This is a genomic window from Paenibacillus sp. FSL H3-0329 (assembly GCF_037963285.1).
GTDB lineage: Bacteria > Bacillota > Bacilli > Paenibacillales > Paenibacillaceae > Paenibacillus_AQ > Paenibacillus_AQ odorifer.
Genome location: NZ_CP150150.1, coordinates 508781 through 527087, shown reverse-complemented (window position 1 = coordinate 527087; position 18307 = coordinate 508781). Strand labels below are relative to the sequence as shown.

At 45.4% G+C, this 18307-nt stretch carries 9 protein-coding genes, 1 tRNA gene and 1 riboswitch; of the genes, 6 read left to right on the top strand and 4 right to left on the bottom strand.

Translation table 11 applies throughout. The features are described from left to right. Nucleotides 1-51: 51 nt before the first annotated feature. The 3 genes from NSQ66_RS02325 to NSQ66_RS02315 all read right to left on the bottom strand — a co-directional run bounded on the left by NSQ66_RS02325 (nt 52) and on the right by NSQ66_RS02315 (nt 2053). A complete protein-coding gene (locus NSQ66_RS02325) occupies nt 52-855 on the bottom strand; it encodes an undecaprenyl-diphosphate phosphatase (RefSeq protein ID WP_038568497.1) in 804 nt (267 codons plus the stop codon). Nucleotides 856-1578: 723 nt separating this feature from the next. After that, nucleotides 1579-1650, bottom strand: a tRNA-Thr gene (locus NSQ66_RS02320). A gap of 94 nt (nt 1651-1744) precedes the next feature. After that, entirely contained in the window at nt 1745-2053 is a 309-nt protein-coding gene (locus tag NSQ66_RS02315; protein WP_036682575.1) for an MTH1187 family thiamine-binding protein, read from the bottom strand. Nucleotides 2054-2431: 378 nt separating this feature from the next. Continuing rightward, a riboswitch (cobalamin riboswitch) is annotated at nt 2432-2667 on the top strand. A 241-nt stretch (nt 2668-2908) separates the two neighbouring features. On the opposite strand from NSQ66_RS02315, the gene NSQ66_RS02310 reads away from it, so the two are divergent. The 4 genes from NSQ66_RS02310 (at nt 2909) to NSQ66_RS02295 (ending at nt 9112) form a co-directional block, all read left to right on the top strand. Beyond that, a complete protein-coding gene (locus NSQ66_RS02310) occupies nt 2909-4894 on the top strand; it encodes an anaerobic ribonucleoside triphosphate reductase (protein WP_036682578.1) in 1986 nt (661 codons plus the stop codon). Further along, nucleotides 4891-5406, top strand: a complete 516-nt coding sequence (gene nrdG / locus NSQ66_RS02305; protein WP_036682580.1) for an anaerobic ribonucleoside-triphosphate reductase activating protein — start codon at nt 4891-4893, stop codon at nt 5404-5406. The genes NSQ66_RS02310 and nrdG overlap by 4 nt, the downstream gene beginning before the upstream one ends. 55 nt (nt 5407-5461) lie before the next feature. Next, nucleotides 5462-7795, top strand: coding sequence for a ribonucleoside-diphosphate reductase subunit alpha (locus NSQ66_RS02300; RefSeq protein WP_036682582.1), 2334 nt, complete (start codon nt 5462-5464; stop codon nt 7793-7795). A gap of 285 nt (nt 7796-8080) precedes the next feature. Beyond that, complete coding sequence (locus NSQ66_RS02295; protein WP_036682584.1) at nt 8081-9112, top strand: ribonucleotide-diphosphate reductase subunit beta; 1032 nt, start codon at nt 8081-8083, stop codon at nt 9110-9112. 179 nt (nt 9113-9291) lie between these two features. Here the strand turns inward: NSQ66_RS02295 and ssuE are convergent, their stop codons facing one another. Beyond that, nucleotides 9292-9840, bottom strand: coding sequence for an NADPH-dependent FMN reductase (gene ssuE, locus NSQ66_RS02290; protein ID WP_036682586.1), 549 nt, complete (start codon nt 9838-9840; stop codon nt 9292-9294). Nucleotides 9841-10241: 401 nt separating this feature from the next. On the opposite strand from ssuE, the gene serS reads away from it, so the two are divergent. Both serS and NSQ66_RS02280 read left to right on the top strand, forming a co-directional pair. Continuing rightward, a complete protein-coding gene (gene serS / locus NSQ66_RS02285) occupies nt 10242-11528 on the top strand; it encodes a serine--tRNA ligase (RefSeq protein ID WP_076101338.1) in 1287 nt (428 codons plus the stop codon). Nucleotides 11529-11946: 418 nt separating this feature from the next. Then, nucleotides 11947-18237, top strand: coding sequence for a 5'-nucleotidase C-terminal domain-containing protein (locus NSQ66_RS02280; protein WP_339279537.1), 6291 nt, complete (start codon nt 11947-11949; stop codon nt 18235-18237). The last annotated feature ends 70 nt before the right edge of the window (nt 18238-18307 follow it).

Sequence of the window (18307 nt, the reverse complement as noted above, 5' to 3'; positions counted from 1 at the left end):
TAGCCCTTTTTAAAAGCTTCTTTCCCATGATGTTCATATTGACTAATCCAATTACTGTATGACAATTAAATAGAAGAGAGCTGCTAAAACAAACCGGTATAGAGCAAACCACTCCAATCGAAGTCGCTTAATCAGTTTGATGAACGTCACTACTGCAATCATTGCCACAAGAAAGGATGTCGCAAAGCCAATTAACATTAGAAGTAAATCGTCAGAACTCAGCAAATCACGACTATCGTACAAATCCAACAAGCTTGCACCAAACATAACTGGCACGGAAATAAGGAATGTAAAATCTGCGGCGGCTTTTTGGCTAGTGCCAAGCAACAGGCCACCTGAAATTGTCGAACCTGATCTCGAAAATCCCGGCCATAACGCCAAGCATTGGAACAGACCAATTCCGAAAGCCTGTTTATAATTAATCCCATCGATAGTATCAGCGGTTTCAGTCCGCCTATTCCGCGCTGCAATGATCATCAACACCCCACCAACAACTAGACCGATCAAAACAGGGGTTGGACCAAATAATTGGCTTTTTATTGTGTCCTTGAAGAGAAGATATAGGATTAATGCTGGTAACATAGCCAAAATCATATGAATGACATTTAATCCTTTGCTTTTGGAAAAATCCATTCTAATCATATTAACCCCAATTTCCAAATACCTTTTCCAATAAAGAATTAGAACTGCCATCACTGCACCCAACTGAATAACAATTTTAAAAGTTATTGCAGCATCTCCCTCAAAGCTAAGCAAATCGCCTGCTAAAATAAGGTGTCCAGTAGATGATACTGGTAAAAATTCAGTTAAGCCCTCTATTATGCCAAGTATTATTGCTTTAATTACGTCAGTCATCAGTGGATTGTCCCCTTTCGGAAATAAAATCATTTAATTTCCAGTATAAGGGAGACACGTAAACTTCCCCATCGATTAACCTAACAATATTCAATTCAGAATGACATAATTGTCACATTGCTCATTATTTCAGTCTTAAGGGGGCTTTGGTTTGCAAAACACAAAATATTAAGTATAATGTTACTGTCGAAACGCTAAGGCGTCTGTACAGGATGGCTACCTGGCACTGATGATGGCAGGCCAAGCGCTTTATAAAGTTTTCTTTATGTGTATTTATACTTTAGGAGCGTGGTTATCTATGAAAATTAATATTACCGCACATTTTAACATTAATATTACTTTATCTCTTCATCTGTTAGCCGTAGCCAGTCTTGCTTATGAACTCAGTTCACTGACGAGCTCGTGAAATTCGAGCGAAAAGTATCTGTACTAAGACACCTTGTGGTGTCTTTTTTTATTTTTATAGTAATTACCATCTAACCAATCTGCCCCCGCAAGAGAAAAGCAGCTTATGCTGCTCCTCCTCCACCATCCTTCATTCTGACTGCTGTCAGCTTGCGACACACCTTCCATCTGCTCGACAGTGACCACTAGTCATACCGTTTTCATTAGCGATTTCGCCATGTCTTATCTTTTAGAAGAATGTTAGAAGCCAGGGGATTTAATGAAAAATGACGCGGTCCCGAAACCTCGGAAATCCGCGCCACGTATGGTTTTTTGGGATGCTGGTGAAGGGAATTGAACCCCCGGCCTACGCATTACGAGTGCGTTGCTCTACCCCTGAGCTACACCAGCTTAAAGCTGATTTTTCTGTCAAACAAAAAATATTATACAACTTTCAGCCAGAAACGCAAGCCTATTTCTCCCTGTTTTCCGCCCTCCTAAACTGCTAATCCACCTGTAGCTTACGCTCCACAGACTCTAACTTTCCACGGCTAGTGGAGGGTTTATCGCGGCGGTCGTCTATTTTAAGTGAGGTAGAGACACGTTCTGCACCTGCGGCAAAAGGAGACTCATGCAAAGCTTCTACCGCGGCAAAAATGCGTTGCAGAGGCCCTTCGATGATCGTCCCCATGGACGTAAGTTCATATGTAATCCCTTCTACTGTCTTCAGCACCCGCTGCATATCCGCAACATAGCTGCTAAGACTGGTACTGCCTGTTCCAATTGGAATAACTGTAACTTCAGCAATAGGCATGAGAATACCTCCTCGAAATTTTATAGTACCTATCTTCTTCCATTGTAACAATTCCACCGCTCTGTCACAAACTAAGCAAGATTATCCTCCCTTATCTCTTCTATTTCTTCTGATTACTCCAAAATATGACTTTGGGCTAAGAGTATTTTCTCATGCGCAAATTCTAGGGTCATCTGCACTATATTTATGGACTCTTTGTGGCATCTTTTCGGACAATTTATGAATCATTTCGCATCTCCCTGTGGATCAATTGTGGATTACTTATGGACAGCCTGTGGATCATTTGTGGAGTACTTTTAAAGAACCCGCTCCCCGCGCGGGTTTTCTAAAAAACTGTTTACAAACACAACATCTTGGGTTATTTTTATCTAACGACAACAAAATATAGTGGAGACAGGCGCTTTGATCCTTAACCGGATTTAGAGCTTAATAGGGAAGCGCGGTGAGAATCCGCTGCGGTCCCGCCACTGTAACCGGATGGCCTTCTTAAGCTTCTGGGAAGCTTGAGAATCCACATCTCCCGGCAGATGCCACTGAGGGTTAGGAACACCCTTGGGAAGGCGCCGAGAGATCCCACGGAAGCCAGGAGACCTACCTGTTTCGACGACACCAACTATTGATGCCTGCGAGGAACAGGGATGGTGTCCGCATGCGGTCATCTACGTAGAGACCTCTGCAAATATCCGTGTGGATATTTACATAACGCATCGGGCATTTTCTGCCATCCTCGGGTAGGGGATGCTTTTTTTATGTAATCAGAACAAATATACGACTGCTTATGGCAGTCCAACTTCCTATGGATATATGGATTTGATGATAGATGTTTTTCTTTTATACTGAGAGGAGAGCTGTACAATGACGTTGTTGGAGAGACAATTTAATGGAGTAGAAAATGCACGGGAAGTTCTTTTAGAAGAGCTCATTGATTTAGGCCGGGATATTATCGACAGTCGGGATATGGACCTATTGCGCGAGAATGCCAATTTGAATGGAGAGAGTTTCTCCGGTAAAATGAGCAAGTTCGGCAGTGAATATTCAAAATGGTACGCCCGCAATTTTACGATGCCGCCGCAGCTAGTGCAGGCTATTGATGACAATGTCGTCTATGTGCATGATCTGGATCAATACGCGATTGGAACGACGAACTGTATTTTTATCCCGTTTGATAAACTTCTCCGTGAAGGTTTCAATACCGGCAACGGCAGCGTTCGTCCTCCGAACTCAATAATGACTGCTATGTCTCTGGTAGCGATTATTTTCCAATCCCAGCAAAATGCTCAATATGGTGGTGTATCCGCCAATAAACTCGACTATGATCTGGCACCTTATGTAACCAAATCCTTCGCCAAGCTGTTCCGCAAGGGTCTGGATTATTTTGAAGAAGGACAAGCTGATGAATCTTTGGGCGAGATTACGATGAGCCGGACCGATCTGGCGGAGTTATATCCAAGAGCGTTCCGTTTTGCACTAAAGGAAACCGAAATCGAAACCCTGCAAGCGGCTGAAAGTATGGTACATAATCTGAATACCATGTCCAGCCGATCCGGTGGACAAATACCGTTTACCAGCATCAACTACGGTACTTGTACTTCACCAGAAGGTCAGCTTGTGATCAGTTCTCTGCTAACAGCAACTATGAACGGACTTGGCAGCGGAGAAACACCAGTGTTCCCGATTCAAATCTTCAAATGCAAGCAAGGAATCAATCAACAACAAGGCGATCCTAACTATGAACTGTTCCTAAAAGCGGCTGAATGTTCTGCGCGCAGACTATATCCAAACTTCGCTAATCTGGACGCTCCGCTCAACTTGCAGTATTATGATCCAAGTGATCCTGATACGGAGTTCGCTACAATGGGCTGCCGAACCCGAGTGCTCGGTGACCGTTTTGGTCGTAATCATTGCTCTGGAAAGGGCAACCTTTCCTTTAATACACTGAATCTGGTTCGGCTAGGTCTGGCACACGGCACAGTAACAGGCAGACGTACCATCGCAGACGAAGCTGGCTTCTATGAAGATCTAAATCATTATATGGATATTGCGCTGGAAGGACTTCTTCATCGGTTCCACATTCAAACCGCACAAAAAGCTAAAGCTTCCGATTTCATGATGCGAGAAGGCGTCTGGGAAGGCGGCGAGCATCTTGCACCTGATGACACTGTAGGCGATCTGCTAAAGCATGGCAGTCTGTCTCTTGGCTTCATCGGTATGGCGGAATGTATGAAAGCTATGTACGGCAAACACCATGGCGAGGATATGGAAGTTCATGCCAAGGCGCTGGCTATTGTGCGTCATATGCGGGACTATTGCGATCGGAAAAGTGAGGAACTGGATCTCAACATCACTCTGTTCGCAACTCCAGCAGAAGGTTTGTCCGGTAAATTCACAAAAGTTGATCGCAAGGTACTGGGTTCCATTCCGGGCGTAACCGACCGTGAATATTATACGAACTCTTTTCACATCCCTGTATACTTCGATCTGGGTGCTGCTCAGAAGATCAGCTTGGAAGCTCCTTTCCATGAATATTGCAATGCCGGGGCTATTTCTTATGTCGAATTAAACGGCAATGCCCGCAACAACCCATCGGCTTTTATCAAAATCATTAAATATGCGCTCGAACAACAGGTCAGCTATTTCAGCATTAACCATCCGATTGACCGCTGCTCCAGCTGTGGATACGAAGGCGTAATTGGGACAAACTGTCCTTCCTGCAACGCACATGAGAATGACGTGCACATCCGCCGTTTGCGCAGAGTTACAGGTTATTTAACCGGCGACTATCAGACCCGCTTTAATGCCGCCAAACAAGCTGAAGTACGGGATCGCGTTAAGCATCTATGAATATTTGCGGTTACTATCCGGAGTCGATTAACGAGGGAGAGGGCATGCGGGCCGTCCTCTTTCTCAGCGGCTGCCGCCATCGTTGCCCGGGATGTTTTAATCCCGAGACATGGAACTTTAAATATGGAGAAGTCTTCACCTTAGAACGACAACATGAAATTATTGCAGAAATCGCCGCTAACCCTTTGCTGGATGGTCTGACACTGGCAGGCGGCGATCCTTTTTTCTCAGCAGAAGAGTTGCTGGGGTTCATTCATGAGCTTCGCGCTGTACTGCCAGGCTTCTCAATCTGGATTTACAGTGGTTATACGTACGAAGAACTTACAGCCCTTCCCGGTACGCCGGAATGGGATCTACTTAAGCAGTGTCAGGTGTTAATAGATGGAAGATTTGTAGAAGAACTGAAAGATACTACGCTTCTCTACCGGGGAAGCTCCAACCAACGCATTATCGACATTCCGGCCAGCATGAACGGCTCGGAGGTCTTTCTGTGGCAGCCTGCTGCGCTATAATATATCAATTTTTGATATTGAAAATTAATTTGAAATAAGAAGGGATGAACTAACCATGCCGCAATTCGTAGTAAAACCGGATAATCGCCAACTGGCTTTTGATGAGAACCGTCTTTCCGTCTACGCTGACCGTATTCTGGAAGGTCTCGATCAACTAAATAAAGAAACTTTGCTGCGTGGAGTGAATTCCAAACTGCGTCGTGACTCGGTAAGCGGAGAAGAAATCAGCAACGCCTTCACCATGAGCGCTCTAGAGCTTGTAACAAAAGAAGAGCCTACCTGGAAGTTCGCAGCTGCCCGCGCCCTTCTGACAACCCTTTATAAAAAAGCTGCTGTTCATCGCCGCTACAAAGCTTATCCAGAAGAGCCTTACGGTGAATTGTATCCACTAATTACGGATCTCGTGAAAAAAGGAATCTATCGCGAAGAACTTCTAAGTCATTACACCAAAGAACAAATTATCGAACTAGGTGGGTGTATCGATTATACACGCGACCTTTTGTTTGACTATATCGGTCTGCTTACGCTATCCGACCGTTATTTGGCGCATGATTTTGACGGCCGTGTGATGGAGCTTCCACAAGAACGTTATATGATTATTGCCATGTACCTGATGCACCGTGAGCCAGCTGAGAAACGTCTTGAGCTTGTAAAAGAAGCTTATTGGGCTATGAGCAACATCTACATGACTGCTGCTACACCTACAATGTCTAATGCCGGCAAAAAGGTCGCTGGACAGCTATCCAGCTGCTTTATTGATACTGTAGACGATTCCCTAGAGGGTATCTTTGACTCCAATACAGACGTAGCACGTCTAAGCAAAATGGGTGGCGGCATCGGCGTTTACCTTGGAAAAGTACGGGCACGTGGTTCGGATATCCGTGGCCACAAGAACACAAGCTCCGGCGTAATCCCTTGGATTCGCCAGTTGAACAATACAGCAGTCAGCGTAGACCAGCTGGGCACACGTAAGGGTGCTGTAGCTGTATATCTTGATGTATTCCATAAAGATATTCTCGCTTTCCTTGATCTTAAGCTGAACAACGGTGACGAGCGTATGCGTGCACATGACGTGTTCCACGGGGTCTCCCTGCCTGACCTGTTCATGGAAGCTGTAGAATCGCGCAGCCACTGGAACCTCTTCTGCCCTCATGAAGTGAAAAAGGTCATGGGCTGGACTGATAAAAATGGCCGTCCACTAGGATTGGAAGATTTCTACGATGAAGAGCTTGGCAAAGGTACTTTCCGTGAAAAATATGCTGAAGCTACAGCGAACCTGGAATTATCCCGGATCACTGTTCCTGCGATCGACATCATGAAACGGATTATGAAATCACAGCTAGAGACGGGTACACCGTACATGTTCTACCGTGATACCGTGAACCGGACCAACCCAAACCGTCATCAAGGTATGGTTTTCTCCTCCAACCTGTGCACAGAAATTATGCAGAATCAGTCTGCAACAGTAATTGAACAAGAAGAATTAGTAACTAAAGATGGCCAGACCCGGATCGTTATTTCCAAAATCCCTGGCGACTTCGTAGTCTGTAACCTGAATTCGATTCACTTGGCACGGGCGATTCCAGCTGGCGTATTAGAAAGACTTGTTCCGATCCAAGTCCGTATGCTTGATAACGTAATCGACATTAATAATATTGAAGTTCTGCAGGCACAATACACGAACAGCCAGTACCGCGCAGTAGGTCTTGGCACATTCGGCCTGCATCATCTATTGGCACTCAAGGGCATTCGTTGGGAATCCGATGAAGCCGTAGAATATAACAATCATTTATATGAACATATCAACTACCTGTTGGTTCGTTCGAGCATGGAGCTTGCCCGTGAAAAAGGCCGTTATCCGAAATTTGCTGGCTCCGATTGGGAGACTGGCGCATACTTCACTTCCCGCGGGTATGTTAGCGGTGAGCAAGAAGGTAAATATGTAACGACTGAGCAATGGCGCGAGCTGCAAGAAGAAGTAGCTAAGGACGGCGTGCGTAACGCTTGGATGTTCGCCATTGCGCCAAATGGATCTACATCGATTATTGCCGGCTCCACCGCCAGCATTGATCCGCTGTATGAACTGCTATCCTATGAAGAGAAAACAACTTATAAGATCGCTAACCCAGCACCGGATCTGTCCGACAAAACGATCTGGTACTATAAGACAGCATTCACAATTGACCAAAACTGGTCGATCCGCATGGCTTCTGCTCGCCAGCGTCACGTCGATCAAGGCCAAAGCTTTAACCTGTATGTTCGTCCTGACATCAAGGCTACCGAGTTCCTGGAACTGCATCTGAATGCCTGGAAGGGCGGCTTGAAATCAACTTATTATGTGCGTAGCCGTGCTTTGACTATAGAAGAGTGTGAATCTTGCGCTAGCTAATTATCTTAGTGCCCTGAATAGAAAAACGATGATGAATTTCGTAACTGCGAGGAATGTTTGGGCTTCCGGCCGCTGTTGTCATCAGATGTCTTGATCTTTACCGCTATTAGCGGATGACATCCGATGACAGCATATGCTTTCGATGCGAGCTTTCCTACGGAAAGCTTTCGGGCGAACGCTGACGCTCCTACAGCTCCAAACTTCCTCTCCGTTACTCCATCACCGTCTTTCTATGAACAAGACACCAAAGAAAGATTACCCGCGCAAAAAATGGAGGGATAAGAAATGCAATTACAAAAGATTTTTAATACTGAAGCACCTAATCAATCGACACGCATTATCGACGGTGAATGCTCAGGTATTCTGAACTGGAACGATATTCGCATGCCTCATATGTACAAGCTGTATAAGGTGCTGCTGCTTAATCACTGGATCGCGGATGAAATTCCAATGTCCAAGGATGCGCAACAATTCCCGATGCTGGATGCCGAGGAACAACGCGTATTTAAGATTAATATCTCCCTACTCGCTGTGCTGGATTCGATGCAGACGATGTTCGTGAGCGACGTGAAGCGTTATTTCACCGATTCCTCTTTGGAAGCTATCTCCGCTATTATCGGGCAGCAAGAAGTGGTGCATAACCAATCCTATTCCTATGTTCTATCCTCTATCGTGTCGGAGAGTGAGCAGAAGGAAATTTTTGAATATTGGAAAAAAGACCCTGTCCTGCTGGAACGCAATCAGTTTATCTCTGATATTTATCAAGAGTTCCGTGATAACCCTACGAGACAGACCTTTTTCCATGCGCTGGTAGCAGATCTCATCTTGGAAGGGATTTTCTTCTACAGCACTTTCGCCTTCTTCTACAATCTGGCCCGTGACCAGAAGATGATGGCGACCAGCCAAATGATCTCTTATATTCAACGTGACGAGAATCAGCACTGCTACTTCTTCGCAGAAGTATTTAAGCAGCTGCTCGTAGACTTCCCTGAGCTGAACACCAAAGAAAACATGGATTACGTATACCGTACCATCGACCGCGCGGTAGAGCTCGAAACCAACTGGGCTTACTACACACTTACTAACGTGCGTGGCATTGATCTTAACGAGCTTAGCGACTACATCAAATATACAGCGAACAAACGTCTGACTTTGATGGGTATGGAAAAAGCTTACCAAGGTGTTGACGTTAACTGTATGCCTTGGATCAAACCTTTCTCCGATGATGCGCTTAATGCTACCAAAACTGACTTCTTCGAAGCCAAGTCCCGCAACTATGGTAAGGTTGGCGACGATAACGGATTCGACGATTTGTAAGACCGGATATATACAATCCCTATATAAAAAAGAGGCCATTCTCTACTTTCTTAGTGAGATGGCCTTTTTGCTATAGCTTATATAATGCAAAAAGCGCCCCTCTCCCCTGGTATCAGGGATGAAAGAGACGCTTATACATTTGTTATTAGCACTAAGCACAGAAGGCTTGCTACTTAGTCTTATGCCTTGCGTTCCACACGATGTGTAGTTTCTTCAGCAAGCTCATCTAATGCATCGTTCAGGCGCAGCTTCAGCTCCTCAGCAAGCTCTACCACTCCGTGATCATTACGAACCACTTGAGAATCCACGGCATAAACGCCGCCAAGAATGTAACGTGCGCCCAGTACGGACAACACAGGTTTCAATGCGTAATCAATTGTGAGCAGATGTGCAAGACTGCCGCCCATGAACAGCGGGAGTACAACTTTTCCGGCCAATCCCTTTTGTGGAACCAGATCTAAAAAGGTCTTCAGCACGCCTGTATAAGAAGCTTTATAAACCGGGCTAACCACGATTACCGCATCAGCTTCCGCTACAAGGCCATTGGCTTTGACGATAGACTCACTTTCAAACTTAGTGTGAATCAAATCCTCCGCTGGTAGTTCTGCTACGTTAATACGCTCAACCTCGAAGCCCTGATTGGTTAAGCTGGCCTCCGCATATTCTATAGCTGCATTGATACGCGATACCAGGGAAGGCGTTCCGTTAATCACAACAATTTTAGCCACTTTTCCACCTCTTCCATCCCACTTAAGCAGCTCACACTGCTTTATTTATTATCCCGACAAAATTACTTTAAATTAATACTAATCCTAACGTAGAATTGATATTTTTGTCAAACCATAAACACTTGCGCTCCTCCCGCTCTTAAGTTATACTAAGCAACAATATTAAATCCAACAATCAGGCCAATGATCGGCATCCAACCGTGAGGCGTCTGCGACCGGAGTCTACAACAACTCCCTAAGTTCACCGGGTTTCGCCCGTTACCGCGAAGACCAAAGAGGGTCGGATTGTTCCTGCAGTTAAGGAGATTCGATCAACCTGGGTGGCACCGCGAGCTGACGCTCCTCGTCCCATGGATGAGGGCGTTTTTTGCGTTTTTATAACCAAAAAGGAGCGAAACGGTATGCTGGATATGAACTGGATCAAAGACAATCAGGAACTTGTAAGAAACATTACGGCTTGGAAAAGAGTCGACTTCCCACTGGATGAACTGCTGGAATGGGATGAGAAACGGCGCGAATTGCGCCAAGATACGGAACAGTTGAGAGCCCAGCGTAACGGCCTGACCAAAGAGGTTGAACGACTTTTACGACAGGGTGACAGCGTGGCAGGAGAAGCAGTTAAAGAACAAGTAAGAGAACTGAACAACCGCCTGAATCTCTATGAGGCAGATCTAACTGAAGCAGACCGGCGCTGTGGAGAACTCATGCTGCTCGCACCAAACCCTGTATCGCAGGATACACCGATCGGTCATGATGATAAAGATAATGTAGAGCTGCGACGAACCGGAACGTTGCCGGAATTCGGCTTTAAACCGCGTGATCATGTGGAGCTAGGCGAGCTCCACAATATCATCGATATCCCCCGTGGCGTCAAAGCAGGCGGTCCACGCAGCTATGTGCTGAAGGGTGCAGGCTTGTTGTTACATCTGGCTGTACAGCGGCTGGCCATTGATGTACTGACTGCCCGCGGCTTCACGGTGATGGATGTTCCCGTGATTGTCCGTCCGGAAGCGCTGGAACGTACGGGCTTCTTCCCCGGCGGGATGGATCAGACCTATGAGCTAAATGGAGACAATCGCTGGCTGGTAGGCACATCGGAGGTGTCGCTTGTTTCGCTGTATAGCGATGAGATTGTCGAACTGGATTCGCCAATGCGGCTCGCCGGAATGTCGGCCTGCTTCCGCCGTGAGGTAGGATCGGCGGGACGGGACGTGCGTGGCCTGTACCGTGTTCATCAATTCTCAAAAATTGAACAAGTTATCGTATGTCGGAATGATGAGGGCGTATCGGAGGGCATGCTGCAGGAAATTCTTGCGAATGCAGAGCATATTCTACAGCTCTTGGAACTCCCCTATCGGATCATGGCTGTCTGCACAGGAGATATGTCCCTGAAGACACATAAGCAGTATGACATCGAGACTTGGATGCCAAGCAGAGATGCCTACGGAGAGACACACTCGGCTTCCAACCTGCTCGATTTCCAGGCTCGTCGCTCGGGCATTCGTTACCGGGATACAGACGGTAAGCTGCAATACTGCCACACCTTAAATAACACCGCAGTGGCTACACCAAGGATCCTAATTCCGCTGCTGGAGAATCATCAACTGGAGGATGGATCCATTTACATTCCGCAGGCACTGCGTAAATATATGGATGGAATTGAACGGCTTGAGCTTCCGCACCAGTAATACTGTGTTGTCCAAATAGATTTTAAATTAATAATGCCCTTCCACTTCTCGATAAGAAGCTGGAGGGGCATTATTTTTGTTCCGATACATTCAATATAATTTTAATCTCTATTGTTTTCCCTATGTAAAAATTAACAAAACTCTAGAATAAATTTGTCGTAATCCATACTGAATTCAACAATATACATAACATACAATTAACATGTTGGTGCTCTATTAACCATAAAAATACTAGATTTATTATTAATATTTTATTTATGCACTGTTTTTATACTAAAATCACAACATTTCAATTTTTAGATTTAATTGATGCAAACTTTAATTTATATTCATGTAAGACAACCTTTCATTTTACATTTGAATGCTAAGATTTAATAGGTTGTAAATAAAAGATTCGAGGGGAGAATGACTTATCCAAATGATTATTTCTTCAAGAGTAAGAAAATGGTTCGCTACTGGACTGGCAATGTTAATGGTTGCCGGCAGTGTGTTACCAGCTGTCCAGACTGCCGAGGCAGCACCGGATAATAGCAACATTGTTATCTCGCAGGTCTATGGTGGTGGTGGAAACGGCGGAGCGGAGTTTAAAAATGATTTTATTGAATTATACAATCCTACGAATCATCCAGTAGATTTGACTGGATGGAAAGTTCGGTATACCTCAGCGGCCGGAACCTTTAGTAGTGGAACAGACTTAAATGGAACTATCCCGGCAAATGGATACTTCCTTATTGAGGAGGCCGCTGGAGCTGGAGGAACTACCGACTTGCCTACTCCTGATGTTAGCAAGGGAATCCTTGCTATGAGTGGAACAAACGGCAAAGTCGACCTCGTTGATAAATCAGGTGCAACGATTGATTTAGTTGGCTACGGAACAGCCACAAATGTCGAGGGAAGTGCGACCGCTGCTCTCTCCAATACGACAGCCGCTATCCGTAAAGCTGCGGCTAATGCACCGGCAGACAGCCGCGGTCTAGATATGGATAACAACTCTACGGATTTTGTTGTCCAAGCACCAAGTCCACGAAACAGCAGCTACGGTACATTACCTGAATTACCGGAGACTGCTAGTTCCGTATTAGCTTCACCAGCCTCTAATGCCTGGCCGGTAGGCACAGAAATATCTTTAAATTCTCCAACGGTTGGAGCATCCGTCTACGCAGCTGTTTATGGATCAGGTGGTTCAACTAATTTTCAACCTTACACAGGGCCTATTACCTTAACTGAGGACACTACGATTAAAGCGTATGCTTCAGAACCAAATATGCCAGACAGCCCTGTATCGACTTTTGATTACACGATTCTGGCCAAAACAGATGTTGCAACAGCACGCCTTGCTAGTAAAGGTCAGAATATTTTAACAGAAGGTATCGTAACTCACATTAATGCAGCAAAAATTTATATTCAGGATGAATCTGGCGGGATCGTACTTTATGGATTTCCAGAGTTCGCAAACGTTGGAGATCGTGTTGAAGTAAGCGGCACAATGGATATCTACAGCAATCTGCAAGAAATCAAATTCCAAAGTGGACTTCAATACAATGTAGCTGCACAAAATGTTGGGGTGCCTGCACCAAAATTGATCACCGCAACCGACTTGTCTGCCGCGAACGGCGAAATCCACGAAGCTCAGCTGGTAACTATGAATAATGTGACCATAGACAATGTAAATGGCAGCACGGTGACTGCTAGCCAAGGTGGACAACAATTCACAATTTTTTCAACCCTGCCTAAACTAGTTAAGGGTAAAACCTTTGACAATATCACTGGGGTTATCGAGCAATATAATACGACTTATCAATTCATTCCACTTAACGAAAATGCTTTGGTGGAAGAAACTTTTTCCGTTATGGCCAGCCCTGGCGCAGGTCGCATCATCAAAGGAAGTTCTGTGACCCTATCCAGCCCTACTCTTGGAGCACAGATTTACTACACGACCAACGGAACTGAACCAACAACAGCAAGTAAGCTTTATTCAGATCCGATTACAGTTAATCAAGATCTTACCGTCAATGCAATTGTCGTAGCAGATGGCAAGACAAGTAAGGTTTACACCTTTGCGTATAAAGCGTCTGAACTCCCTCGTATACATGATATTCAAGGAGAATCTCATGCTTCTGAGTATGCAGGTCAGAACGTTTCTGATGTAGAAGGCATCGTTACCCAATACGGGTACACCTTTGCAACTGGCGCTTATAGAGGTTTCTTTATGCAAGATCCTCAGCCAGACGATAATGTAAACACTTCGGAAGGTATTTTTGTATACAGCACTAATTCATCCCTTAAACCTCAAATTGGAGATTTAGTCCAAGTTAGTGGAGCTATTTCCGAATACAACGAAGGTAACGCAAGTAATTTAACCTCTACTCAAATTACTATGACTTCAATAAAAGTGGACTCCTCTTCAAGTTATACTGTGTCGGTGCCTGTTGTACTTGGTAAAGGCGGGAGAGCAATTCCGTCTACCATAATTGACAATGACGGCATGGCTAATTTTGAGCCTAATGAAGATGCAATTGATTTCTACGAATCGTTAGAAGGTATGCTAGTCAAGCTCCCTACCCCTACGATTATCAGTTCTTATTGGACAAGTGGTAGCGGAAATTCTATGCTCTATAACATCCCTACAAGAGTAGAAAATGATACACCTGATGTCATCACACCAGCTGGTGGATTAGTTCTCAAAGAATACAACCAATACAATCCTCAGCGCCTCATCATCGCTTACGGAAATCCGGGTCAAGAAGTCATCACCGGAGATAAGTTCGCTGGAGATGTTACTGGTGTCATCGGATACAACAACGGTAACTTCAAAGTGATTCCGGAAAACGGTAAGCTTCCAGCCATCACTCCAAGTACCTTTAAGCAAGAAACAACTACTCTTGAAGTCAATGATAGTAAGTTGTTGATTGCATCGTATAACATTGAAAACTTCTACCCCGGTGTCGGAGCAACAAAAATCCAGAAACTAGCCGACTCCATCACAAACAATATGAAAAAACCTGACATTATCGGCGTTGTCGAAATGCAGGACAGCAATGGTGAAACCAATAATGGAATCACTGAAGCAAGTGCAGCCGAACTGATTAAAGCCATTGAAACCGCTGGCGGTCCTGTATATAAATACACAGACATCGCTCCGGAGAACAATATGGATGGCGGTGCCCCAGGCGGAAACATTCGCGTAGGATTCCTGTACAATCCAGCAAGAGTACAGCTTGCAGACAGTGTGAGCGGACAAAAAGGTACAGCTACACAACCCGTTGGATATAATGCAGCGGCAGATCAATTGACCTACAATCCGGGCCGAATTGATCCAACAAACTCTGCCTTTGCAAGTTCACGTAAACCCCTTGCTGCACAGTTCGTATTCGGTGGCGAAACAGTAATTGTGATCGCTAACCATTTCAATTCAAAAGGCGGCGATACCGGTCCTTTCGGAAACGTTCAGCCCCCTGTATTGTCCAGTGAAACACAGCGCCATAAAATCGCGGCGGTCGTAAACGGATTTGTCAAAGAGGTTCTGACTGCAAATCCTAAAGCCAACATCGTAGCTCTTGGTGATTTGAATGACTTCCAATTCACTAAAACTGCAACCCTCTTAAAAGGTACAGAACTAGACAATTTGATCGATACATTGCCTTTAAATGAGCAGTATACGTACACCTATGACGGAAACTCTCAAGTGCTAGATCATATTCTTGTCAGTAAAAATCTAACGGCTTCTTCTAAAGTAGATGTCGTTCATCTAAATGCCGACTTCTCACCATCGAATGGCCGGGTATCCGATCATGATGCGGTTTTGGCACAGATTGATTTTAATACTGCTGAAGACTTCCCACTAACCATTCTGCACACCAATGATACACATGCAGGATTAGATACTGTCAGCTCGCCAAACAACATCTTGCGCCGTGTAACAGCAATCCAAGATGCCAAGGCGACTACAGAGAATCCTATTCTTGTAGACGCAGGTGATGTGTTCTCCGGAACACTTTACTTCAATAAGTATCTGGGTCAAGCAGATCTGGCCTTTATGAATCTGGTCAAATATGATGCTATGACTTTCGGTAATCATGAATTTGATAAAGACTCTGATGTATTATCCAAATTCATCGGCAACGCTAAGTTCCCATTCGTCTCCTCCAACGTGAACTTCTCAGCGGATGATATTCTTAGCAAAATGTTCACCAATGAAATCGGCCGGTCAGGTAATGCTGGAACCATCTACCCTGCGCTGATCAAAGAAGTAGACGGCCAACAGGTCGGCATCATGGGTCTGACGACAGAAGACACGGCGAACATTGCTTCACCAGGTAAAGTGACCTTTGAGAATGCCTTCGCTAAAGCGGAAGCAACGGTCGCTATGCTTGAAAAAGAGAATGTTAACAAGATCATTGTTCTCTCACACCTTGGCTACGAAGAAGATCTCAAGTTAGCCAAAGCTGTTAACGGCATTGATATTATCGTTGGGGGGCACAGCCACACGCAACTGAATCAAGCCGTTGTTGATAACAGCGATCCTAACGCACCGAAGCTTATTGTACAGACCGGTGAAAAAGGTCTTTTCCTTGGACAACTTGAAGTTAAATTTAACCAAGATGGCGTACTGACCGATTGGAAAGATCAATTAATCTCCATCGATGCTAAAAACGGCACTAACTACGTTATCGCCGAGGACCCAGAAGCCAAAAAGATCCTGGATACGGAGTATAAGCCGGGTATTCAAGAACTAACCAATGAGGTAGTAGGAAATTCAGAGGTTGTTCTAAACGGCGTTCGCGATAATGTGCGCACAAAGGAAACTAATCTTGGTAACCTGATTGCCGATGGCATGCTTTATGCAGCTCAAAAAGCGGGCACTAATGCCGTAATCGCCCTGCAAAACGGCGGCGGTATTCGCGAATCCATCAACGAAGGACCGATCACACAAGGCGAAGTACTCGGCGTACTTCCATTCAACAACGATCTGGTTACGATCACTTTGACTGGACAAGAAATTAAGGATGCCATGGAGAACGGGGTTTCCAAAACGCCGGCAGCAGACGGACGTTTCCCACACGTTGCAGGGTTGAAATTCTATTACGACTCTACGAAACCTGTGAACGAACGTGTACTGCGTATTGAAGTGAAAAACGGGGATAAATACGTCCCTCTGGATCTGAACGCATCCTACGAAGTAGCTACGAATGCTTTCACAGCTAAGGGTGGAGATTTCTATACTTCACTTGAAAAGGCCTATAAAGAAGGTCGCGTGAATCTGCTGTACCTACCGGACTTTGATGTATTTACGAAGTATCTGCAGAAGGTTGGAACGGTCACTGCGAACACTTCCGCCGTTGAGGGCCGGATTGTTGATCTAAAAGGTGCACCGCTGCCGGAGACAAATCCAACTCCGACACCAGACCCAACACCAGTACCAACACCAGATCCAACTTCAGTGCCTACATCAGTACCAACATCGGCTCCAACAGTACCTACCGCTACAGCTACACCATCACCAACTGTTGCTCCAACTGCAGCACCAATTGCTTCAGCACAAGTAACAACAATTGATGCTGCTGATCTAACCAAACAACTTGCTGAACTGCCAGCGGGTAGTCAAGAGCTGGTTATTCCGGTTAAAGCTACTACAGGCGGCGCTCAAGTAGTACTTCCAGGCAGTGTGCTTGTAAAACAAGCAGCAGCACAGCCTAACACAGTTCTTACCTTTACTACTGATGGCGCTTCTTATTCCTTGCCACTCCGTGTTGTAAACAGTGCAGCGCTTGCCGCTCAATTAGGCACCAGCGACTTTACAATTACGGTATCTATTCTACTAGCGAATTCGGGAACACTAAGCAGCACAAACCAAGCTATCGCATCACAGCTAGGTAATGCTACTTTAGCTGCTCCAGTAATCGAATTCAGCGTTTCAGCGCAAGCCGGAAGTAAGAGTGTGCCGCTGAACAATTTCGGCAGTACTTACGTGAAGCGCACGATCAATGTACCTGCCGTCTTAAATTCAAATAATGCAACGGCAGTGGTCTTTGATCCTGCTTCAGGTAAGATCTCTTTCGTACCTGCTATCTTTGTTCCTAAAGCAGATGGAACAACGGATGTTACGATTAAACGGAACAGCAACAGCTACTACACCGTTGTTAAGTCTTCCAAAACGTTCGCAGATATTAACGGACACTGGGCTAAATCATCCATTGATCTGTTAGCTTCCAAGCTGATCGTCAGCGGAACAAGCAACGATACGTTCTCTCCTTCACAGTCGATCACACGTGCTGAGTTCGCCGCATTAATTACGCGTTCTCTGGGACTTGCGACAGCTAATGGTGAGACCACATTTAAAGATGTAAACCCAAGTGCTTGGTATGCTGATGCTATACGCACCGCAGCAGAAGCCGGTTTGATTTCCGGTTATACCGATGGCAGCTTTAAGCCGGGTAGCCCAATCACTCGCCAGGAAATGGCCTCGGTATTAGCAAAAGCCATCAAGTACACAGGTAAAACCTTAAATGCCGATCCTGCGGCACTGGCTAAATTCAGTGACGCAGCAAGCATTCCTGCTTGGTCTCAAGCAGCAGTAGCAGAAATCGCTGCTGAGGGCATTATCCAAGGAGCAACGGACGGTTCCTTTGCTCCACAGAAGCTGGCAACTCGTGCCGAAGCGGTTACGATGCTGGAGAAGACATTGAAATCTCTCCAGTTTATCAACTAGCAAAAACTGATCTCCAGCTCTGAAGACAAAAAGGCGGTTCCCCGAGTGCGTAACGCACCCGAGGAACCGC